This window comes from Pseudomonas sp. 09C 129 (genome assembly GCF_002843625.1).
GTDB lineage: Bacteria > Pseudomonadota > Gammaproteobacteria > Pseudomonadales > Pseudomonadaceae > Aquipseudomonas > Aquipseudomonas chlororaphis.
The window spans coordinates 2,757,326-2,778,629 of the sequence record NZ_CP025261.1 but is presented as its reverse complement, the minus strand read 5'-3'; the positions used below and the strand labels follow the sequence as shown (position 1 = coordinate 2,778,629).

22 protein-coding genes and 1 tRNA gene are annotated in these 21,304 nt (G+C 57.2%); 3 read left to right on the top strand and 20 right to left on the bottom strand.

Annotated elements, in window-relative coordinates; translation table 11 throughout:
• Positions 1 to 18 precede the first annotated feature (18 nt).
• The 12 genes from CXQ81_RS12800 to thrS form a co-directional block, all read right to left on the bottom strand.
• Entirely contained in the window at positions 19 to 1,767 is a 1,749-nt protein-coding gene (locus CXQ81_RS12800; RefSeq protein WP_157832246.1) for a fatty acyl-AMP ligase, read from the bottom strand.
• A gap of 325 nt (positions 1,768 to 2,092) precedes the next feature.
• A complete protein-coding gene (locus CXQ81_RS31040; RefSeq protein WP_157832245.1) occupies positions 2,093 to 2,734 on the bottom strand; it encodes a hypothetical protein in 642 nt (213 codons plus the stop codon).
• 271 nt (positions 2,735 to 3,005) lie between these two features.
• On the bottom strand, positions 3,006 to 3,839 hold the full coding sequence (locus CXQ81_RS12795) for an AraC family transcriptional regulator (RefSeq protein ID WP_037033539.1): 834 nt from the start codon (positions 3,837 to 3,839) through the stop codon (positions 3,006 to 3,008).
• 1,553 nt (positions 3,840 to 5,392) lie between these two features.
• Positions 5,393 to 5,469: transfer RNA gene (locus CXQ81_RS12790), tRNA-Pro, on the bottom strand.
• Between the two features lie 91 nt (positions 5,470 to 5,560).
• Complete coding sequence (locus CXQ81_RS12785) at positions 5,561 to 5,917, bottom strand: MerR family transcriptional regulator (RefSeq protein ID WP_007920509.1); 357 nt, start codon at positions 5,915 to 5,917, stop codon at positions 5,561 to 5,563.
• Complete coding sequence (ihfA, locus tag CXQ81_RS12780) at positions 5,898 to 6,200, bottom strand: integration host factor subunit alpha (protein WP_002553164.1); 303 nt, start codon at positions 6,198 to 6,200, stop codon at positions 5,898 to 5,900. Before ihfA ends, CXQ81_RS12785 begins: the two co-directional genes overlap by 20 nt.
• 3 nt (positions 6,201 to 6,203) lie before the next feature.
• On the bottom strand, positions 6,204 to 8,582 hold the full coding sequence (gene pheT, locus CXQ81_RS12775) for a phenylalanine--tRNA ligase subunit beta (RefSeq protein ID WP_101337365.1): 2,379 nt from the start codon (positions 8,580 to 8,582) through the stop codon (positions 6,204 to 6,206).
• Positions 8,583 to 8,618: 36 nt separating this feature from the next.
• The gene (pheS, locus tag CXQ81_RS12770; RefSeq protein WP_007920512.1) at positions 8,619 to 9,635 is read right to left on the bottom strand and encodes a phenylalanine--tRNA ligase subunit alpha; all 1,017 of its coding nucleotides are present in this window, start codon (positions 9,633 to 9,635) and stop codon (positions 8,619 to 8,621) included.
• Positions 9,636 to 9,744: 109 nt separating this feature from the next.
• Positions 9,745 to 10,101, bottom strand: coding sequence for a 50S ribosomal protein L20 (gene rplT, locus CXQ81_RS12765; protein WP_007905879.1), 357 nt, complete (start codon positions 10,099 to 10,101; stop codon positions 9,745 to 9,747).
• Positions 10,102 to 10,131: 30 nt separating this feature from the next.
• Positions 10,132 to 10,326, bottom strand: coding sequence for a 50S ribosomal protein L35 (rpmI, locus tag CXQ81_RS12760; RefSeq protein WP_002553160.1), 195 nt, complete (start codon positions 10,324 to 10,326; stop codon positions 10,132 to 10,134).
• Positions 10,327 to 10,386: 60 nt separating this feature from the next.
• Complete coding sequence (infC, locus tag CXQ81_RS12755; protein ID WP_169914426.1) at positions 10,387 to 10,938, bottom strand: translation initiation factor IF-3; 552 nt, start codon at positions 10,936 to 10,938, stop codon at positions 10,387 to 10,389.
• On the bottom strand, positions 10,938 to 12,860 hold the full coding sequence (gene thrS / locus CXQ81_RS12750; protein WP_053260360.1) for a threonine--tRNA ligase: 1,923 nt from the start codon (positions 12,858 to 12,860) through the stop codon (positions 10,938 to 10,940). The genes infC and thrS overlap by 1 nt, the downstream gene beginning before the upstream one ends.
• A 386-nt stretch (positions 12,861 to 13,246) precedes the next feature.
• On the opposite strand from thrS, the gene CXQ81_RS12745 reads away from it, so the two are divergent.
• A complete protein-coding gene (locus CXQ81_RS12745; RefSeq protein WP_009043058.1) occupies positions 13,247 to 13,546 on the top strand; it encodes a hypothetical protein in 300 nt (99 codons plus the stop codon).
• 293 nt (positions 13,547 to 13,839) lie between these two features.
• Positions 13,840 to 14,052 (top strand): cold-shock protein, encoded by a 213-nt coding sequence (locus tag CXQ81_RS12740; protein ID WP_003179963.1) that lies wholly within the window; start codon positions 13,840 to 13,842, stop codon positions 14,050 to 14,052.
• Between the two features lie 73 nt (positions 14,053 to 14,125).
• Here the strand turns inward: CXQ81_RS12740 and CXQ81_RS12735 are convergent, their stop codons facing one another.
• On the bottom strand, positions 14,126 to 14,437 hold the full coding sequence (locus CXQ81_RS12735) for an I78 family peptidase inhibitor (protein WP_101337364.1): 312 nt from the start codon (positions 14,435 to 14,437) through the stop codon (positions 14,126 to 14,128).
• Between the two features lie 161 nt (positions 14,438 to 14,598).
• On the bottom strand, positions 14,599 to 14,904 hold the full coding sequence (locus CXQ81_RS12730; protein ID WP_007920522.1) for a hypothetical protein: 306 nt from the start codon (positions 14,902 to 14,904) through the stop codon (positions 14,599 to 14,601).
• A gap of 163 nt (positions 14,905 to 15,067) precedes the next feature.
• Here CXQ81_RS12730 and CXQ81_RS12725 point away from each other — a divergent pair, with 163 nt between their 5' ends.
• Entirely contained in the window at positions 15,068 to 15,280 is a 213-nt protein-coding gene (locus tag CXQ81_RS12725) for a hypothetical protein (protein ID WP_101337363.1), read from the top strand.
• Between the two features lie 34 nt (positions 15,281 to 15,314).
• On the opposite strand, the gene CXQ81_RS12720 is transcribed toward CXQ81_RS12725, so the two are convergent.
• From CXQ81_RS12720 to CXQ81_RS12695, 6 genes are read right to left on the bottom strand one after another with little or no spacing between them, the layout of a single operon-like run.
• Positions 15,315 to 16,343, bottom strand: a complete 1,029-nt coding sequence (locus tag CXQ81_RS12720) for a nucleoside hydrolase (RefSeq protein ID WP_007920524.1) — start codon at positions 16,341 to 16,343, stop codon at positions 15,315 to 15,317.
• Positions 16,344 to 16,383: 40 nt separating this feature from the next.
• Positions 16,384 to 16,788 (bottom strand): D-ribose pyranase, encoded by a 405-nt coding sequence (gene rbsD / locus CXQ81_RS12715; protein WP_101337362.1) that lies wholly within the window; start codon positions 16,786 to 16,788, stop codon positions 16,384 to 16,386.
• On the bottom strand, positions 16,785 to 17,702 hold the full coding sequence (gene rbsK / locus CXQ81_RS12710; RefSeq protein ID WP_101337361.1) for a ribokinase: 918 nt from the start codon (positions 17,700 to 17,702) through the stop codon (positions 16,785 to 16,787). Before rbsK ends, rbsD begins: the two co-directional genes overlap by 4 nt.
• A 22-nt stretch (positions 17,703 to 17,724) precedes the next feature.
• Complete coding sequence (locus CXQ81_RS12705; protein WP_101337360.1) at positions 17,725 to 18,744, bottom strand: LacI family DNA-binding transcriptional regulator; 1,020 nt, start codon at positions 18,742 to 18,744, stop codon at positions 17,725 to 17,727.
• Between the two features lie 3 nt (positions 18,745 to 18,747).
• Positions 18,748 to 19,725 (bottom strand): ABC transporter permease, encoded by a 978-nt coding sequence (locus CXQ81_RS12700; protein ID WP_053278214.1) that lies wholly within the window; start codon positions 19,723 to 19,725, stop codon positions 18,748 to 18,750.
• Positions 19,722 to 21,275, bottom strand: coding sequence for a sugar ABC transporter ATP-binding protein (locus tag CXQ81_RS12695; RefSeq protein WP_101337359.1), 1,554 nt, complete (start codon positions 21,273 to 21,275; stop codon positions 19,722 to 19,724). The genes CXQ81_RS12700 and CXQ81_RS12695 overlap by 4 nt, the downstream gene beginning before the upstream one ends.
• Between the last annotated feature and the right edge of the window lie 29 nt (positions 21,276 to 21,304).

Sequence of the window (21,304 nt, the reverse complement as noted above, 5' to 3'; positions counted from 1 at the left end):
CGACCTCTTGGCGTGAACTCAGTCAGCCATCAGCGGCTCGCGCGCCCAGTGGTCGAGCACCTTGAGTTCGCCGCTTTCCCAGGCCTGGCGACAGGCTTTGCGGCGGACTTTGCCGCTCGATGTCCGCGGTACCTGGCCGGGAGATACCAGCACCACGGCTTGCGGATTGATTTCGTGTTTCATCCAGACTTCCTTCTGGATATCCATCATCATGTCCTGCAAATTGCCATGACGTTGCGTGCGCTCGACTTCGGCGACAATCACCAGGCTTTCCTGAACGTCATGCTCGCTGACGAATGCAGCGCAGCCATTAGCGACCACCTTGGGCTGACTCGTCACGACCGACTGCTCGATGTCTTCCGAATAGAAGTTGCGCCCGGCGATGATGATCATGTCCTTCAAGCGACCGGTCACGTACAGCTCCCCTTCATGCAGAAATCCAAGATCACCGGAGCGAAGGTAAACCTCTCCCGCCTGATCGCTGACGGACTGGAACGCGTGGTTGCTGGCTTGCGCCTGCTGCCAATACCCACGGGCAACACTCGGCCCCGATACGCAGATCTCACCGACACAGCGCTCGGCGCACGGCGAGGCCGTCTCGGGATCGACAATCAGTAACTTCTGCTGGCCGATTACCGGTCCGACGCTGACCAACGAACGCCATACCGGACTGTCCTGGGCCTGTGGAGTCTCGAATTGCTGGTTGATGATTGCGTGCTTTTCATCCTGCAGAATCTGCCGGTCGACCAGCAGACTGGAAGGCTGTTTATCACCGGCATAGCCGGTAACGATCAATGTGCTCTCAGCCAGTCCGTAGCACGGTGCAAAAGCGAAGGGGTCGAAGCCGCTGGCAGCAAAACGCGAGGAGAACTCAGCCATGGTCCGGGCCCTGACAGGCTCCGCGCCATTAAAAGCATGCCGCCAACTGCCAAGATCCAACGTAGACAATTGCTCATTGCTGATGCGCTGACAGCACATGCTGTAGGCAAAGTTGGGAGCACCGCTGATCGTCGCTCGATACCGACTGATCGCGTCCAACCAGACAAACGGGCTATGGGCAAAGGTTTCCGGTGGCATCAACACGCACGGATAACCAGCCATGACCGGCGCCAACAGACCCGCGATCAACCCCATGTCGTGGTAAGGCGGAAGCCAGCTGACCATGACCTCGCCAGGCTTCCCCCCCAGCCATTCGTTGAGCATCCCCAGGTTGTGTTCAATATTCCGGTTGGAAACCATCACCCCTTTGGGGTTTCCCGTACTTCCTGAGGTGTATTGCAGGAATGCGGTGTTTTCAGGAAGTTGAACCGCAGGTTCGGGCAGCCCCTCGACGTATCGCTCACTTGCCTCAATAGTCAGCAAGGCGGAGTCGGGGACGCCCATTTCGGAAAAAAACTCACCGTAACGCCCCATCCCCTTGGCGTTGCAGAGCAACAAGGAGGCCTGGGCATCGTTCAAAATGCTGACGACGCGCGAGACATGCAAACGATTGCGCGGCGGAAATAAAGGAACGGCAACAGCACCCGCATAAAGACAGCCAAAAAACGCCGTGACGTACTCCGGCCCAGGTTGACAGAGAATCAGGACGCGTTCCCCAACACCCGCTCCGGCAGCCTTGAGCATGGCTGCCACTCGACTTGCGGAACGCTTCAGTTCCGCGTAATCCAGAACCTGCTCCGACACACCCTTCGACGACAAAAATTCGAATGCTCTCTGTGAGGAAGAAGTTCTGGCGCGCTCGCAAAGTTTATCAATGATCGAACTCATAAGTATCACCCCCTTCAGGCAACTATTAAGTAGGTACTCTCGGCACTCATCACTGCTATCGATTTTTTTGGGCAACGACAAACCGTCCATCGCTCATACCAAACGATGAATTAGGCCCAGCTCTATCTCCGTCGCAATGACAGTTAAAAATCACAAGATCATTTATTCACTACAACCAGGGCGCGCCGACTTCCAGATTCAATGAAGACAAGACATCAACAATGGAAGTTACCATTGCATGACATAGTCAATGCCAATGATGTTTTCAGACGAACCCCACCCGCCAGTCAAACTCAAGCGTTACTCGAGTTAAACTTTATAATCTTTATCGTGAAATCAATCGTCGTCCAAGAAGCGCTAATGAGATCACCCAGCGCAACACTGTCTCAATTACGGCGAGATACAGGTATAGAGGCATCCACTCCCAGAACCGGAATGAAAGACAAACCACTAGATACGTAAACTTATCGGATTTTACCGGAAGCGAACCGCTTCCAGCAGGCAGGAGGTAGCAAGGAGCGCTAAAGGGAGAGGCGTCGATGGCGAGCGGATCATTTGCATATTCATGATCTATCGTCACATTCATTGACAAGGCACTAATGGCCTTACGAGCAGGGCATTCCACTTTGCAGCAATACGTCGTTAATCCGCTCCCCATGAAGTAACGCTGAACCAACCCGCGCTGCCACTTCCATGCTACATGCGTCACAGTCAGGACAGCATTTCCATGGTTGATGAAAAGCACCTCAATACCCTGCCTACAACCGGAAAAACGCCTACGCTCAGCCATAACCACTCGAGCGAAGCCTGTATCATACAATGCGTGCAACTGCCCAGGCACCGCAACACGAACAAGAGTCCCACGATGCAACGGTTTAAAGCCCTCTACAGAAAGGCTGTAGATCCGATGTATCAAAGACAAGATCAAAGCCCCGTCTCGATAACCATCAGGCAGATGGGCTTTCATAGGAAACCCCTGAAATTACATCCCTGCATATTTCATGATTCCATACCAGTTAACCGTTGACAGGCATGACAGCGCGACTTCATCAATCTTAAGCCAGTCACATACTTTTCATACGCCATCGTTTTTCAAATCAACCACCAACGACCCAACTCTATCAAAGATACTCTTCAAGACCTTATATAAATCGGCGTTTTTTTATCATTTTTAATCAGTGCTCGCGTCGATACACTCTCATATCTAGACACATCCTCCAGACAGATGGATCGACATATTACGCCTCCGCACTCAACGCGGACTCCTTGCACTGCCGGGAGCGACTTGGGGTACAACCGAATCGACGCCGGTAGCTCTGGGTAAAGTACGACTGACTGGAAAAACCACTTGCCATCGCAATATCCACAATGCTCAGCTCGCTATTAAGGAGCAAATGATGGGCATGCAAAATTCGTCTCTCACTGATCCAGGCCCTGGGAGAGACGCCATACACAACTCCAAAAAGATCCTTGAACGTCGTCAAGCCCATGCCAAACTCCCTGGAAAACTGACTTATCCGCCATTCCTTCAGGAAGTACTGCTCCATAAAAAGCTGCAATCGCTCGACGTTCCTGTTGCTCTGCTGACGCAGTAATGACATCAACTCTGCGCCTTGAGGACCAAAGACAAACAGAATCAGCAACTCTTCCACCTTCAACGATGCCAGCATCGGTGGGTGCTCGTGCACAAGCAAATTCTTCAAACTTTTTACACAATCAGCGAGCAATGGATTGCTCTCAAAAGCGATAATATTTACACCTGATTTTTCCCTCCGCTCAACCTCACCCAGCAATGCGCCGAAGCGCTGGATAAAGCCTTGCAGGAACTGATCTGACAATGGAATCCATAACAAGTCACTTCGCTGCTCCCCAGTTCTCACCAGATAGCTACCCCGCCTGACAACCAATAGCTCGCCAGCTTCAATGTGCCTTGTTACGTTAACATCTCGAATTGTCAGCTCCCCCCTCATCAGAACATAAACACCTTCTACAGAGATGGATAGTGACTGAAACGCAGGAATACACCATCGACACGAAGATACTTTCTGATCAAGCGTGTTAGCACCTTGCATATCATTATAACCCCAACTTGTACAGCACCCCTATGCCGCCATGCTTAAACAGCATGCCAACATCACCCCTATATACTATTACAATTTTTTTGCAGCGCATCATCAACCTGGGCCGACTACGCGCATTCATGATTTAGTGCAATAGCTCTTATTACCCCAGCAGCCGGCAGCGGTGTATATCTTACGCACAAGCAACTATAGATTATTAACCTTTTGGGTAGTACAGACAGGAAGCAGACAGGAAGGCCTTGGACAAATATTTAAATTATTATTGACATTCAACCTGCTCGACATTATTACCAAACCAACAGATAGCATATAGCCATCATCGCCCTTGACCTTAACGGCTCCTCATAAAATGCCAAGCACCATCTAATCATTAAGCGCAGTCTCGCAAGCCACTCCTCTTTTGCCTCTCAGCCAACTAAATCCGGCAACCAAGAAACTACTGCGCCCACCTCTTGTCCATTGAATGCTAACACGCAAGGTACGAAGCACTTTGTCACTGACAGACTTATATTTTAAAAAAAAAGCCACATCTACTCGCAGCCTTTCTCATGAAGTAATCACAAAATCTTACAATGAATCCATCTTATAACTTCAAACTAGCGCTTGATGCATGCTTCATGCTTTACAAGCGTACAGGCTCCCTCTCCACCCAAGCCAAGTACCCCATTGGCAAAGACCCTCTCCCTGGACGGGTCTCCGAACACCCCATTTTTACCCCCAATAAAAGTGGTTTATCGATCACCCTACCCCTCTGCTATCGACAAGGAGAAAACCGGGGCTCGAGCGAATACCTGCCGATCATCCTGCTCTGGTTCTTCTGATCCGCGTCCTCCCCTCGTCTCATCGCCGCGCATGACATGATGCACCGCCCACCCGGGATCAGACCATGAGCCTCTCCCCCTCTTAAACTCCCCACAAGGCCCTACCTGCGCGCAACTTTCGGTTGGCAAGCGCAGCGCAGGATTCGACTGCGGGGACAGGCATAGACCTACGTCGAGGCGAGGGCAATTGATGAAAAATACAGTCGCCACCACAACGAACACCATAAAGGAGACGCACGATGGCGCGACAACCGACACCGGTATCTGCCAAATGACAAATCAACGATGAGGCGCAGAGACGCGTCACAGAGCGGTACCCCAGGAAAAGATCCAGCAGCAGGGGCCATGACGCCTGGATGTGCTGACGTCACGCAGCAGAAACCAACTCGGCGACCAACAAAGCCCACGAACCTCATGAAAACCTGTATTCCCGCCCTGGCGGAAGGATGAGAAAGAGAATCAAGTCATGATTCAGCGAATGCACACCACAACCAGGAAGAAGGTGAGGATTGCAGAGCAAAGGCCTGAAGAGAGAGGATCTTCACTCCTGCGCGAGCCCCCCCCCCCCGGAGAAGGCTACAGCTGTAGGCAGCTCCCGAACCACAAGGACAGAAGCGCAACCAGGCGCCAGCGAGGCCGGCCTGAAAAGTCGAGAAATAACGTAAAAGTCATGCGCATGAAAAAGCCCAACCTGTGAAGATTGGGCTCAGTCATTGAATTATATGGTCGGGACGGAGTGATTCGAACACTCGACCCCTAGCACCCCATGCTAGTGCGCTACCGGACTGCGCTACGCCCCGACTAGGCGTGTTACTGGGTTCGCTTCTTAACGAAGCGCTAAAGAATATATCGCAAGCTTTTGAAATTTGGAAGTATTTTAAAAGCCGAAAATCACTTCTTGAGCACCACCAGAACGTCCTCCAGTTCGGAGATCATCTGACGGATCAATTGCTTGTACTGGGTGGTGTCGTCTTTGGCTTCATCACCGGAAAGGCGCAGGCGTGCTCCACCGATGGTGAATCCCTGATCATACAGCAACGCGCGGATCTGCCGGATCATCAGCACATCCTGGCGCTGATAATACCGGCGATTTCCGCGGCGCTTGACGGGGTTGAGTTGAGGAAACTCCTGCTCCCAATAACGCAGCACATGCGGCTTGACCGCACAGAGCTCGCTGACTTCACCGATGGTGAAGTAGCGCTTGCCCGGAATGACCGGGAGCTCGTCGTTATGACTTGGTTCCAGCATAAGCCTCAACTCGGGCCTTCAACTTCTGCCCTGGACGAAAGGTGACCACACGGCGTGCCGTGATCGGGATTTCTTCACCCGTCTTCGGGTTACGGCCAGGTCGCTGGCGTTTATCCCGAAGATCGAAGTTACCGAAACCGGACAGTTTGACCTGTTCGTTATCTTCGAGAGCGTGCCTGATTTCCTCAAAAAACAGCTCGACCAATTCCTTGGCCTCACGTTTATTCAGGCCCAGCTCTTCGTAGAGACGTTCGGCCATTTCAGCTTTCGTCAGAGCCCCCATACGTCACTTCCTTAACGTGGCGTTCAACCTTTGTTCGAGCGAGGTGAGGATATTTTGCGTCGTGGAGTTCACCTCATCGTCATTAAGAGTGCGCGATGGATGCTGCCAGGTCAAGCCAACTGCAAGGCTTTTTCTATGAGGATCAATGCCTTTACCCTGGTACACGTCAAACAACCTGAGGTCTGTCAGCCATTCACCTGCATTCTCACGGATTACATCCAGTACCGCACTGGCAGCGACATCGCGATCAGCCAGCAAGGCCAAGTCACGACGCACTTCAGGAAAGCGCGACAACTCACGGAATTCAGGCATTTTTCCCGAGGCTACTTCGGCCAGAACCAGCTCGAAAACGAAGACCGGACGGTCGAGACCGAGGGTTTTCGACAACTCAGGGTGGATAGCGCCAATATAACCAACCAGACGACCTTCACGCTCGATGCGCGCGGTTTGACCCGGGTGCAACGCAGGGTGCTTGCCAGGCGCGAAAGTGAACGCATCGAGTGCACCGGCAAAACCCAGCACCGCTTCCACATCAGCCTTGACGTCGAAGAAGTCCACGACATCGCGGCCTTGTGCCCAGCCTTCCGGCAGACGGGTACCGCATACCACACCGGCCAGCATCGGCTCTTGCTTCAAGCCTTCCAGTTGACCGACGAAACGCAGACCGCTCTCAAACAGACGGACACGGTCCTGCTGGCGGTTCAGGTTGTGCTGAAGCGCCTTGACCAGCCCCGGCCACAGCGAGGAACGCATGGCAGCCATGTCGTTGGAAATCGGGTTGGCCAGCAACAGCGGCTCGACTCCCGGATTAAACAACTCGAACTGTTTCGGATCGATGAAGCTGTAAGTAATGGCTTCCTGATAACCGCGGGCCACCAGTAAACGACGCAGCTCTGGCAGATCGCTACGAGCTTCGGCCTTGGCTTGTGGAGCCAGACGTGCCTGAGGGTAGCGAACCGGTAGGCGGTTGTAGCCGTACAGGCGAGCCAGTTCTTCGATCAGATCGACTTCCAGGCTGATGTCGAAGCGATGACTTGGCACCTCAACGCGCCACTGCCCTGCTCCATCGGCGGAAATCTTCAGACCCAGAGCACCGAGCAGACGCTCGACTTCTGCCGCTTCGATTTCCATGCCCAGCATCTGTGTGATGCGCTCGGCACGCAGAGTGACCGGAGCGATCGAAGGCAGGTGCTGCTCGCTGACTGCTTCAATGATCGGGCCAGCTTCGCCACCAGCAATCTCCAGCAGCAAGCCGGTGGCGCGCTCCATGGCTTCACGGGCCAATTGCCAGTCCACACCACGCTCGTAGCGATGCGAGGCGTCGGTGTGCAGGCCATAGGAACGGGCTTTACCAGCGACAGCGATCTGGTCGAAAAAGGCACTTTCCAGGAAAATGTCGCGAGTAGTCGCGGTTACGCCACTGTGTTCGCCGCCCATGACACCGGCAATCGCCAGGGCACGGGTATGGTCGGCGATAACCAGGGTATCGCTGCGCAGGGCCACTTCCTGGCCGTCGAGCAAGACCAGCTTCTCGCCCTCTTCGGCCATCCGCACACGGATGCCTCCGTTGATTTCGGCGAGATCGAAAGCATGCAGCGGTTGCCCCAGCTCCAGCATCACGTAGTTGGTGATGTCCACGGCCGCATCGATGCTGCGTACCTCAGCGCGACGCAGACGCTCGACCATCCACAGTGGGGTCGGCTTGGACAGATCAACATTACGGATAACCCGGCCCAGATAACGCGGGCACGCTGCGGGCGCCAGCACTTCAACCGGACGCACTTCGTCGTGCGCAGGTGCCACAGATAGCACCACCGGACGGGCGACAGGCGCTGCGTAGAGCGCGCCGACTTCACGGGCGAGCCCCGCCAGCGACAGGCAATCACCACGATTCGGGGTCAGGTCGACCTCGATGCTGGCGTCGTCCAGCTCCAGGTACTCACGGAAATCCTTGCCTACCGGCGCATCCACCGGTAGCTCCATCAGACCGTCATTGCCCTCTCCCACCTGCAGTTCTGCCTGGGAGCACAGCATGCCGTTCGACTCGACGCCACGCAGCTTGGCCTTCTTGATCTTGAAGTCACCAGGCAGCTCAGCGCCGATCATGGCGAAAGGGATCTTCAGGCCCGGACGCACGTTTGGTGCACCGCACACGACCTGGAAGGTTTCCGCACCGTTGCTGACCTGGCAAACACGTAGTTTGTCGGCATCAGGGTGTTGCTCGGTGCTCAGCACCTCGCCCACCACCACGCCACTGAAAACACCGGCGGCCGGCGTTACGCTATCGACCTCAAGACCGGCCATCGACAGACGAGCAACCAGCTCGTCGCGACTTACCTGCGGGCTTACCCAGCCACGCAGCCATTGTTCACTGAATTTCATCCTGCTCTCCTGAAAGATTCGTTACGGGCGTGCGACCTAGCGAAATTGCGCGAGGAACCGCAAGTCGTTGTCGAAGAACAGGCGCAAGTCATTCACGCCGTAACGCAGCATGGCCAGACGCTCGGCGCCCATGCCGAAGGCAAAGCCCTGGAACTCTTCCGGATCGATCCCGGACATGCGCAGCACATTCGGGTGAACCATGCCGCAGCCCATGACTTCCAGCCAACCGGTCTGCTTGCAGACACGGCAGCCCTTACCGCTGCACATCACACATTCCATGTCGACTTCGGCGGACGGCTCGGTGAACGGGAAGTACGAAGGACGGAAACGCACTGCCAGTTCTTTTTCGAAGAACACCCGCAGGAACTCTTCGATGGTCCCTTTGAGGTCGGCGAAATTGATGTCGCGATCGATCAGCAGGCCTTCGACCTGGTGGAACATCGGCGAGTGGGTAATATCGGAGTCGCTACGGTACACACGGCCTGGGCAGACGATGCGGATAGGCGGCTGCTGCGATTCCATGGTGCGGACCTGTACCGGAGAGGTATGGGTGCGCAACAGCATGTTCGCATTGAAATAGAAGGTGTCATGCATCGAACGGGCCGGGTGGTGGCCTGGGATGTTGAGCGCCTCGAAGTTGTGATAGTCGTCTTCGACCTCAGGGCCTTCGGCGATGCCGTAGCCGATATGGGTGAAAAACTGTTCAATACGTTCCAGAGTCCGGGTCACAGGATGCAGACCGCCGGAGACCTGGCCACGGCCAGGCAGGGTCACATCGATGGACTCAGCGGACAGTTTGGCAGCCAGTTCGGCTTCTTCAAACAAAGCCTTACGCGTATTGAGAGCCTCTGTAACACGCTCCTTGGCAACGTTGATCAGAGCGCCGACCTGCGGACGCTCCTCTGCCGGCAAATTCCCCAGGGTCTTCATCACCTGAGTCAATTCACCCTTCTTGCCAAGGTACTGAACCCGGATTTGCTCCAGGGCATTGATATCTTCAGCGCTTTGCACAGCCTCTAGTGCTTGAGAGACCAGCGCATCCAGGTTTTCCATGTACAGACTCCAGATACAAAATAGGGGAAGAGCTTGTAGGCTCTTCCCCTATTTATGACGTTTAACACCCGAGCCCACAGAGGTGAGCCCGGGTGACTGTCGGGGGTACTTAAGCCAGAGTGGCTTTAGCTTTCTCGACAATCGCAGCAAACGCCGCTTTTTCGTTCACTGCCAGATCAGCCAGAACCTTACGGTCGATCTCGATGGACGCTTTTTTCAGGCCGGCGATGAAACGGCTGTAGGACAGACCGTTGATACGAGCACCAGCGTTGATACGAGCGATCCACAGAGCGCGGAACTGACGTTTTTTCTGACGACGGTCACGGTAGGCGTATTGGCCTGCCTTGATTACCGCTTGCTTGGCAACACGGAATACGCGGGAGCGCGCGCCGTAGTAGCCTTTAGCAAGTTTCAGAATTTTTTTGTGACGTTTACGGGCAATGACGCCACGCTTTACACGAGCCATGAGTTACTTCCTCTATTCTTGATCCAAAAATTAACGAAGGCGCAGCATGCGCTCGACTTTTGCCACGTCAGACGGATGCAGCAAGCTGCTACCGCGCAGTTGACGCTTACGCTTGGTCGACATTTTGGTCAGGATGTGGCTCTTGAAAGCGTGCTTGTGCTTGATACCGTTAGCAGTTTTCAGAAACCGCTTAGCAGCACCACTTTTGGTTTTCATCTTTGGCATGTTCGGATACTCCGCATTCAGTTGATAAACATAATCAGAAGGCCTGCCGTGCCCTGTTGATTACTTCTTCTTTTTCGGGGCGATGACCATGATCAGCTGGCGTCCTTCCATCTTAGGATGCTGTTCGACCGAACCGTACTCTTGAAGGTCAGCTTCAACCCGCTTGAGGAGTTCCATCCCCAGCTCCTGGTGGGCCATCTCACGGCCGCGGAATCGCAAGGATACCTTGGCCCTGTCCCCGTCACTCAGGAAACGTACCAGGTTGCGCAGTTTTACCTGGTAATCCCCTTCCTCCGTCCCTGGACGAAACTTGATTTCTTTTACCTGAATCTGCTTCTGGTTCTTCTTCGCCGCGGCAATCTGCTTCTTCTTCTCGAAGATCGACTTGCCGTAGTCCATCACACGGCAAACCGGCGGGACTGCGTCGGCGGAGATTTCCACCAGATCAAGCTTGGCTTCTTCAGCAATACGAAGCGCTTCATCAATCGAGACGATGCCAATCTGCTCGCCGTCAGCGCCAATTAACCGAACCTCGCGTGCCGAGATATTCTCGTTGATCGGGGCTTTCGGTGCAGCTCGTTTATCTTGTCTCATTTCACGCTTAATAATAATTACTCCGAATCTGGGCGACCACGCCGGGAAACCGCTTGTGCAAGGAACTCCGAGAATTGGGCGACGGGCATCGAGCCCAGGTCAGCACCTTCACGGGTACGCACAGCGACAGTCTGCGTCTCGACTTCCCGATCTCCAATAACCAAGAGATAGGGAACCTTGAGCAAAGTATGCTCGCGGATTTTAAAGCCGATCTTTTCATTTCTCAAGTCAGACTTGGCACGAAATCCGCTTTGGTTGAGGGTTTTTTCCACTTCGAGGGCAAAATCTGCCTGTTTATCAGTGATATTCATCACTACGGCCTGGGTCGGAGCCAGCCACGCAGGGAACGCCCCTTCGTAATGCTCGATCAGAATCCCGACGAAACGCTCGAAGGAGCCGAGGATCGCCCGGTGCAACATCACCGGATGTTTACGGCTGTTATCTTCGGAAACGTATTCGGCACCCAGACGGATCGGCAGGTTGAAATCGAGCTGCAAGGTACCACACTGCCAGACACGGCCCAGGCAGTCTTTCAGCGAGAACTCGATTTTCGGACCGTAGAACGCCCCTTCGCCCGGTTGCAGGTCATACGGCAGCCCAGCGCTATCAAGCGCGGCAGCCAAGGCATTTTCAGCGCGATCCCACAGCTCGTCGGAACCCACACGCTTTTCAGGGCGGGTAGAAAGCTTCATTTCGATGTCCTTGAAGCCGAAGTCGGCATAGACATCCATGGTCAGCTTGATGAACGCTGCGGATTCAGCCTGCATCTGCTCTTCGGTGCAGAAGATATGCGCATCGTCCTGGGTGAAGGCACGCACACGCATGATGCCGTGCAATGCACCGGACGGCTCGTTACGGTGGCAGGCACCGAACTCGGCCAGACGCATCGGCAACTCGCGGTAGCTCTTCAGGCCCTGATTGAATACCTGCACGTGACACGGGCAGTTCATCGGCTTGATGGCGTAGTCGCGGCTTTCCGACTCGGTGGTGAACATGTTTTCGGCGTAGTTGGCCCAGTGCCCGGATTTCTCCCACAGGCTGCGATCGACCACCTGCGGAGTCTTGATCTCCAGGTAGCCATTGTCGCGCTGCACCTTGCGCATGTACTGCTCGAGCACTTGGTACAGGGTCCAGCCGTTCGGATGCCAGAACACCATGCCCGGCGCTTCTTCCTGGGTATGGAACAGACCCAAACGCTTACCGATCTTGCGATGGTCGCGCTTCTCGGCTTCTTCGATACGCTGGATGTACGCCGCCAGTTGCTTCTTGTCCGCCCAGGCAGTGCCATAGACGCGCTGCAGTTGCTCGTTCTTGGCATCGCCGCGCCAGTAGGCGCCGGACAGCTTGGTCAGTTTGAAGGACTTGAGGAAACGAGTATTCGGCACATGCGGACCACGGCACATGTCGACGTATTCTTCGTGGAAGTACAGGCCCATGGCCTGTTCGTTCGGCATGTCCTCGACTAGGCGCAGCTTGTAGTCTTCGCCGCGAGCCTTGAACACTTCGATCACTTCGGCGCGCGGAGTGACCTTCTTGATGACGTCGTAATCTTTCTCGATCAGCTGCTGCATGCGCTGCTCGATGGCCGCCAGGTCGTCCGGGGTGAAAGGACGCTCGTAGGCGATATCGTAATAGAAGCCTTCATCGATCACCGGACCGATAACCATCTTCGCTGTCGGATACAGCTGTTTGACCGCATGGCCAACCAGGTGAGCGCAAGAGTGGCGAATGATCTCCAGCCCCTCTTCATCCTTTGGCGTGATGATTTGCAGGGTCGCGTCGCTGTCGATCAGATCGCAGGCGTCGACCAGTTTGCCATTGACCTTGCCGGCCACGGTGGCCTTGGCCAGACCTGCACCAATGGATGCGGCGACCTCGGCTACGGAAACCGGATGATCGAATGAACGTTGACTGCCGTCGGGAAGAGTAATAGTGGGCATGGCGCCTCCTCTCCTAGTGGTGACCCCTACCAAAGGTCACGTGGGTTGGGATGAGCCAGTACGCGGTTCGATCCAGGCCGTTCGTGACGAACGCCTGCCTCACAGTGGCAGGAGCCTTGCGGCCAACCGGTAAAACGAACCAGAGTGACTGGAGTTCAAATCAGAAAAAAATAGAGGCATAGACCGCGGTGGGATTGAAACTCGCCCAGAGCCTGAAAACACCCAAGCCGGGCATGCTAGCACAGATGAACGGTCATCGCGCCGTACTTCCCACCGGAACCAGCGTATCCGCGCTTTCTTTCGAGAAAGTGAACTTGGTGTGTACGCAAGGCCTCAAATACACCGAGAATCGCCATTCTTGTACCAATCCCAGGAGAGCTCGACTCATGCGCCTCACCCAACTATTCGCCCTTGCCGCCCCTTTCGCCCTGCTGCTGCCACTGAGCGCGCAGGCCGCCTGGCCAGCCGGGGTACGTGCCGAATACATGAAGGATTGCACGGCTGCCGCCAGCCAGAGCGTTGATGTGAAAAGTGCGGAAAAGCACTGCGCCTGTGGTGCGGACAAGCTCAATGAGAAATTCACTACAGACGAAATCAAACAGCTCATGAGCAAGCAGACTCAACCGGATCCGGCGCTGAGAACCAAGGCCCTGGACGCTATTGCCGCTTGCCGGGTGGTGAAATAAGTCTTTAATGCGCGAGAGACGGTCCTGCTTCAGGCTCGATGCGATCTGAAAACCGGCCTTTTTTCACAATTTACGCAGCTTTTACGGCTTTTTTTATCACCGAATATTTTCAGCGAAAGCCCCTTAAACCGGGGCCTTCAGCCGATCGGAGCAACAAAACGGACTCAACCACCTGGGAATCGGCACGTCCGGGGGGCTCCCAAGTCGAACATTTCGACTATGATAGCCCGGTGTGCCCAGTTGGCCTGAGCAGCACAGTACTACTGAAAATATATGTTTCTTGGAGATACACCATGTCTAATCGCCAAACCGGCACCGTAAAATGGTTCAACGATGAAAAAGGCTTCGGCTTCATCACTCCTCAAGGTGGCGGTGACGACCTGTTCGTACACTTCAAAGCTATTGAAAGCGACGGTTTCAAAAGCCTGAAAGAAGGCCAGACCGTTTCCTTCGTGGCTGAGAAAGGCCAAAAGGGTATGCAAGCTGCACAAGTTCGTCCTGAGTAATTTCTCAGCGAGCTAAAAAAACCCCGTCCATGTGACGGGGTTTTTTATGCAAGGTGCAAAAGCGCTGACGCTATCAGCCGCAGTTGACCCGGGTGACCACCAGATTGGTATCGGTGTTTAGGTTCAGCCGATCGGAACGGTATTCCAGGGTGATCATGTCGTTCGGCTTGAGAATACGGGCGTTCTGCGCACCTGCGCGAGTACGCGCCTGTTCCAGCAGCTCAGGCGAAGCTTTTTTGCCGATGGCGAATTCGACCTCCTTAGCCTCACAGCGGCTATGGCCGCTCTCGGTCGCTACCGGATCCTTATCCGGCGAAGAAGTGCTGCACCCCGTCAAAACGACTGCAGCCAACAAGGTACCGAATGACGCGAGCTTCCAAGGCATGAAGCCTCCTTTTCAAAAATAAGCAGAGATAGTGCGACAACCGCTCTGACTATTGGTTTCACAAACGGACTGGCCAATGGCCTCTTGGCCAGGCAGCGGGCAAGTCTGCATCAGGTACGGCCACGTTTTCATGCAGCAATCGTGACCGGATATGAACAGCCTCAGTAAATATCGATGTAATCGAATGGTGGCTTCGGCCAGTTCTGTTTCAACGCGTTAAAAATCTGCGTCACCCAGACCTCATCGCTGGCCGCTACCCGCCCGACATAACCGGAACCGGCGGCCCAGGTCTCCAGCCTGAACAGCAGGCCGTCGATGTCCGCGCCACCGACCACGCCCGACGAGATATAGGCAATGCCCGCCTTGGTCACTCGCAGCTGGGTATGCACATCGTCACTGGCCGACGCCAGCAACTGGCGCACCGCCTCGAAGGTCAAGGCATCAGGGTTGTTCAAATCGATCTGCACACTGGCACCCTTTGAAAACAGACAATGACCAAGTGTCGCACAGCCCTCCCCTCATGCCTAAGTCGGAGTGCGAAAAGCCCGCCAAGGTGTTTAACTCTACAAAACCGGAAGCCCTCGACAAGCGCCTGTCCGGCCCTATCCTTTCCGAGCTCGCGAGACTTCCATGGCCACCGTGACGATCGACGCCGACATCAAAGCCAAATGGCCCGAAGGCCACTGCTCCTACAGCCCCGGCAGCCCCGAAGAGCTGGCGATCATCGGCATCGACTTACTGATCAGGGAGCTGGGCACCGAAGCAGCCCAGACATTCATCGAGCAGATATTCGAGAAGTATCCCGGCGAGCACTCGGGCACGCCGGGTACAGAGAAGGCGTAACGCCCGACAGGCTGGCACCTGCCGGGAATATCACTTATTTCAGGCGAGCCAGACGCTCGGTCAGCAGATCGAAGAATCCCTGGGCATCGCCATTCTCCACCCAGAACACGTTCTTCTCCTGCTTCAGGCCGTCGTACCAATCGACGATGGTCTGGCCGAAGGTCGGCCCTTCACGGCTGTCGATCACCATGTTGGCCTGGCGCCCGCTGAACAGTTCGGGCTTGAGCAGGTAAGCAACGACGGTCGCGTCATGCACCGGGCCACCCGGGATGCCGTAGTGCTCCATGTCACCCTTGACGTATTCGTTGAGGATATCGCCCACCACCTTGCTGGCATTGTTGTTCAAGGCCGCGATTTTCTGCAGGCGCGCATCGCTGGTCAGCACCTTGTGGGTAACGTCCAGCGGCAGGTAAGTCAGCTTCACGCCGCTCTTGAGCACCACCTCGGCGGCCTGCGGGTCGGCGAACAGATTGAACTCCGCCACCGGGGTGATATTGCCGCCGTTGAAATGCGCCCCACCCATGACCACCACTTCCTTGATGCCTTGAGTGATATCCGGTGCCTGGATCAGCGCCAGCGCCAGGTTGGTCTGCGGCCCCAGCATGGCGATGGTGATGCTGTGGGGCTTGGCGGCGCGCAGGGTGTCGATCAGGTAATTGATCGCACTGCCCTCGGCCAGGCCCTTTTTCGGCTCATGCACCGTGACCCCGGAAATGCCTTCCTTGCCGTGAATATTCTCGGCATAGATCGGCGTGCGCAGCAGCGGCTTAGGCGCGCCGGCGTACACCGGCACCTCTTCGCGCCCCGCCCACTCACGGGCCAGGCGCGCATTACGCGAGGTCTTGTCCAGGCGCACGTTGCCGGCCACCGTGGTCAGCGCGCGGATCTGCAGTTCTTCCGGCGACGCCAGGGCAAACAGCAACGCAACCACATCATCGGCACCCGGATCGGTATCGATGATCAGATCGATTTTTTCTGCCGCATGGGCGCTGGTAGCAGTGAACAGGGACACGAGCAGAACACTCCGGATCAGGTGTTTCAGTAGCTGAGCATAGCGGTGCATGGCGCACTCCTTTGCGTGGTTGAACAGGGAGAGGCAACGCTCAGAACGTCACCCCGGCAATCAAAGCGATGTTGCAATAAGGCTGACACTCCCCCGTGCGAACGATTGCCCGCGCCTGGCGGCTGAGCACCTTGAACTCATCGTGGCTCAACAGCTTGCGCGCGCCCAGCGCCCCCTCGGCACTCAACGCCTCGAGCGCTTGCAGGGTCGGGGATTGTCGATCCAGGATCTCCCGCGCCAGCACATGGCCTTCCACTTGCATCTCGCAAAGCACCACCTGCAAGGTGCTGAGGAAATCCGGAATACCCTGGGTCAAGGCCAGGTCGATCAATTCGACGCCCGGCGGTACAGGCAGGCCGGCATCGCCGATAACCACGATATCGCCGTGCCCCAGGGAGGCAATCAGTCGCGACAGGGCGACATTGAGCAAGGGTGTTTTTTTCATGCGGGAGAGAACGCCTGTACGTCGGACAACGTGGGAATGGAAGGTTGCGCACCTGGGCGGGTCACCGACAGCGCTGCCGCGACCTGACCGAAACGAATCGCCTCGGCCTCGCTCTTGCCGGCGGCCAGCGCGGCGGCAAAACCACCGACAAAGGTATCGCCGGCGGCCGTGGTATCGACCGCCTTGACCTTGGGCGCCGGGAAATGCTCGAAGCTCGTGCCATTGGCGAACAGCGAGCCCTGTGCGCCGAGCGTGATGATGACCTTGCCGGCCCCCGCGGCGATCAAGCAGGCGGCCGCAGCTTCGGCGCTCGCCAGGGAATCCACCGGCAAGCCGCTGAGGGCCGCGGCCTCGCTTTCGTTGGGAATCAGATAGTCGATGGACGCGTACCAGTCCGCCGGCAACGGGCCACTGGCCGGTGCAGGGTTGAGGATCACTGTCTTGCCCAGTTCACGACCACGCTTGAGGCTATGCCCCACCGTGGGCAGCGGCACTTCGAGCTGGCAGATGATTACATCGGCCGCCTGCAGCACCTTGTCGAAGCCGCTGACCACTTCTGGCGTGAGCCGACCATTGCCACCGGCCACGATCACGATCGCGTTCTGACTGCTGTCGTCCACCACGATCAAGGCCACCCCACTGGAGCCCGAGACAACGGTGACGGCCTGGCAATCGATCCGTTCGGCGAGCAACGCCGAGCGCAATTGCTCGCCGTAGGCATCATCACCGACACAGCCGACCATCGATACCTGGGCACCCAGGCGGGCCGCCGCCACCGCCTGGTTCGCCCCCTTGCCACCGGAAACCGTGGCGAACGACTGGCCGATCAGGGTTTCACCGGCACGCGGCAGCCGCTCGGCCCGGGTGACCAGGTCCATATTGAGACTGCCTACTACCACTACTTTTGCTGGCATACATCGATACTCACAATTCGATTCAACGGTACTCGGCGAATGCGCCGGCCACGGGCGCCGTCGACTCGCGCAGGACAATGCTTGGGGTGACGATACGCTGGTCGGTCGGCAATCCAGGGGTGGCAATGCGGCGCAGCAACAGCTCCGCCGCCTGCTCGCCCAGTTGCAGGATCGACTGGCCAACTGTAGTCAGCGCCGGATACACATAACGACTCATCTGGATATCGTCGAAGCCGATCACCGACAGTTCGCTCGGCACCCGGATATTGCGCTCCGCCGCCGCACGCAGCACACCGATGCCCATCATGTCGTTGCTGGCAAAAATCGCACTGGGCCGGTTGCGCTCCAGCAATTGGGCCGCCGCGTGATAACCGCCGGTGCTGGTGAAGTCGCTCTGCAGGATGCGCTGCGCAGGCACCTCCACGCCGACCTCGCGCAACGCCCGCTGGAACCCCGCCAGACGCAATTGCGCCACGCTGGTGTAGTCCGGACCGCCGATGCAGGCGATATCGCGATGGCCCAACTCGAGCAGATGACGGGTCGCCAGGTACGCACCGTATTCGTGATCGATACGCACCAGGTCCGCATCCACCCCTTCCAGCCCGCGATCGACGATCACCATCGGCGTGCGCACGGCGGCCAGGCCCTTGGCCAGCCCGCCGTCGCCACCGGCCGAGGTCACGATCAGGCCGTCAATGCGTTTTTCCAGCAGCACCCGCAGGTAGCTGCGCTGTTTTTCCGGGTCGTCGTCGGAGTTGCAGAGAATCACGCAGTAGCCGTTGCGCTCGCAATAGTCCTCGATCCCTCGGGCCAGCTCAGCGAAATACGGGTTGAGGCTGTTGGGCACCAACAGGCCGATGGTCGCCGTGGTCTTGGCCTTCAGCGAGCGCGCCACGGCGCTGGGCACGTAGTCGAGCTGCTGGATCGCCGCCTCGACCTTGATCCGCACTTCCTCGCTGACCGGACGCGTCTTGTTCAGCACGTGGGAAACCGTGGTGTAGGAAATCCCTGCGAGCGCCGCCACATCTTTGATCGTTGCCATGACTCAGCTCCGCCGGCTTGCGCGCTGGCTGCGATAAGTATCCAGCACCACCGCAATCACGATGACCGCGCCGGTGATAATGCGTTTGGTCGGCTCGGTCGCGCCGATCTGCGCCAGCCCCGCGGCCAGCACCGAGATAATCAATACGCCGAAAAAGGTGCTGATCACCGACCCGCGTCCGCCCATCAGGCTGGTGCCGCCGATCACCACGGCCGCGATCACTTGCAGCTCCAGGCCGGAACCGGCATTCGGGTCCGCAGCTTCCAGGCGGGAAATCTGGAACAGCGCGGCGATGCCCGCCAGCAGCCCCATCAGGCTGAACACCAGGATCTTGTAGGGTTTGGGGTTGATGCCCGCCAGCCGCACCGCCTCCTCGTTGGTGCCGATGCCGATCAGGTAACGGCCGAACACCGTGCGCGTCAGCACTGCCTGGGCGATGAAGATGATCAGCAAGGCAATGATGAACGATGGCGAGATACCGAAGGCGATCGGGTTCGACAACCAGGCGAAGGCATCACCGATATAGGCGGTGCGCGAGCCGGTCATCTGGTAAGCCACGCCGCGGGCCATTTCCAGCACGCCGAGGGAGACGATGAACGAAGGAATACGCCAGGCGACAGTGATCGAACCGGTGATGGTCCCGGCCAATGCCGCGCAGCCCATGCCCAGCAATGCCGCCGGAACCACGCTCCAGCCCCAGCCGAGAATCGCCACGCTGACGGTGGAGGCCGCCAGGGCCAGCACCGAGCCGACGGACAAATCGATGCCGCCGATGATCAGGACAAAAGTCATGCCCACCGCCAGCACCATCAGGTCCGGGATCTGATTGGCCAGGGTGCTGAAGGTGTCGTAGGAAAGAAAGTGGCTGCTCAGTGTCGAGAACAGCGCAATCATTGCCAGCAAGGCACCGGCCAGCCCCAGATAGGTGCCGAGGCCGTAATAGTTGCCGCCACGTTTGCCGGCCGAAGATGCAGTTGTCATGGAAGATCCCTAGGCGCCGCTTCGTTGAGCAACGCATCACGTTTTTGATAGCCGGCGAAAGCGGCGGCAAGCAGTTCATCCTGGGTCCAGCTGTCGCGCTCGAAGGTATCGATCAGGCGCCCGGCGGACAGCACGCCAATCCGATCGCAGATCAGCATCAGCTCCCGCAGGTCGCTGGAGACCACCACCAGCGCCTTGCCCTGGCGGGTCAGTTCGCCAAGCAGGCCATAAATATCGAATTTGGCGCCGACATCGATGCCCCGGGTCGGCTCGTCGAACAGCAGCACCGCGCAATCGCGCTCCAGCCAGCGGCCGATGACTACCTTCTGCTGATTGCCCCCGGACAGTTCGGACACCAGCTGCGCAGGCCCCGAACTGCGAATGCGCATGGCATCGATCTGCCGCTGCGCCAATGCCGATTCGTCACGACCATTGACCAGGCCGCCACTGGAGATCTCCGGCATGTTGCCCAGGGCGATATTGGCGCTGATGGATTGCGTCAGCAACAGACCTTCACCCTTGCGGTCCTCGGTGATCAGGGCAATGCCGTGGGCCACTGCATCGACCGGTGAACGGATATTCGCCACCTGCGCCGGATAACCCAGGGCCACCGTGCCGCTGTCAGCCTTGTCGGCGCCGAAGATCAGTCGCAACAGTTCGGTGCGCCCCGCCCCGATCAACCCGGAAATACCGAAGATCTCACCGCTGCGCACCTCGAAAGACACGTCCAGAACCTTGTCGGAACGACTCAGGCCGCTGACCGTCAGGGCCGGCGCGCCAATCTTGCGCGGGCCGAGATCGATGTGTTCGCCCAGCTCGCGCCCTACCATCAGGTTGACCAGTTGCTCGCTGTTGTAATTGGCCATCGGCTCGACACAGACCAGGCAACCGTCGCGCAGCACCGCAATGCGCTGCGCAACCCGGGCCAGCTCTTCCAGGCGATGGGAGATATAGATGATGGCCACGCCACGGGCCTGTAGACGAGTGATCTGCTCGAAGAGCAACTCGACTTCGCGAGCCGTGAGCATCGCGGTCGGCTCGTCGAGGATCAGCACATGGCAGTCGCCGATCAGGTTGCGCGCGATCTCCACCATCTGCTGGTGGCCAATCCCCAGTTCGCCGACCAGAGTATCGGGGTCGATCGCCTCCAGGCCGACCTGGGCCATGGCTTCGATCGCCGCCTTGCGCAACTGCTTGCGACTGATCCAGCCGCCGAGGCTGGGCAGGTTATCGAGAAACAGGTTCTCGGCCACCGATAGCGTCGGCAACAGGTTGAGTTCCTGCATGACCATGCGGATGCCCAGCTCTTCGGCCTGGGTGCGACTGCCAGGACGGTAAGCTTGGCCGTTGAAGCGCATCTCGCCGGTGGTCGGGGTCACCAGGCCACCAATGATTTTCGACAGGGTGCTTTTGCCCGCGCCGTTTTCCCCGGTCAGCGCCAGCACCTCCCCGCGCATCAGCGTCAGGTCGATACCGGTCAATACCGGTTGCGCATAGGTCTTGCCGATACCGCTGACCGAAAGGACAGCGTTCACAGCGGAAACTGACATAAGAAACTCTCCATGCGCCCGCCTGTTCA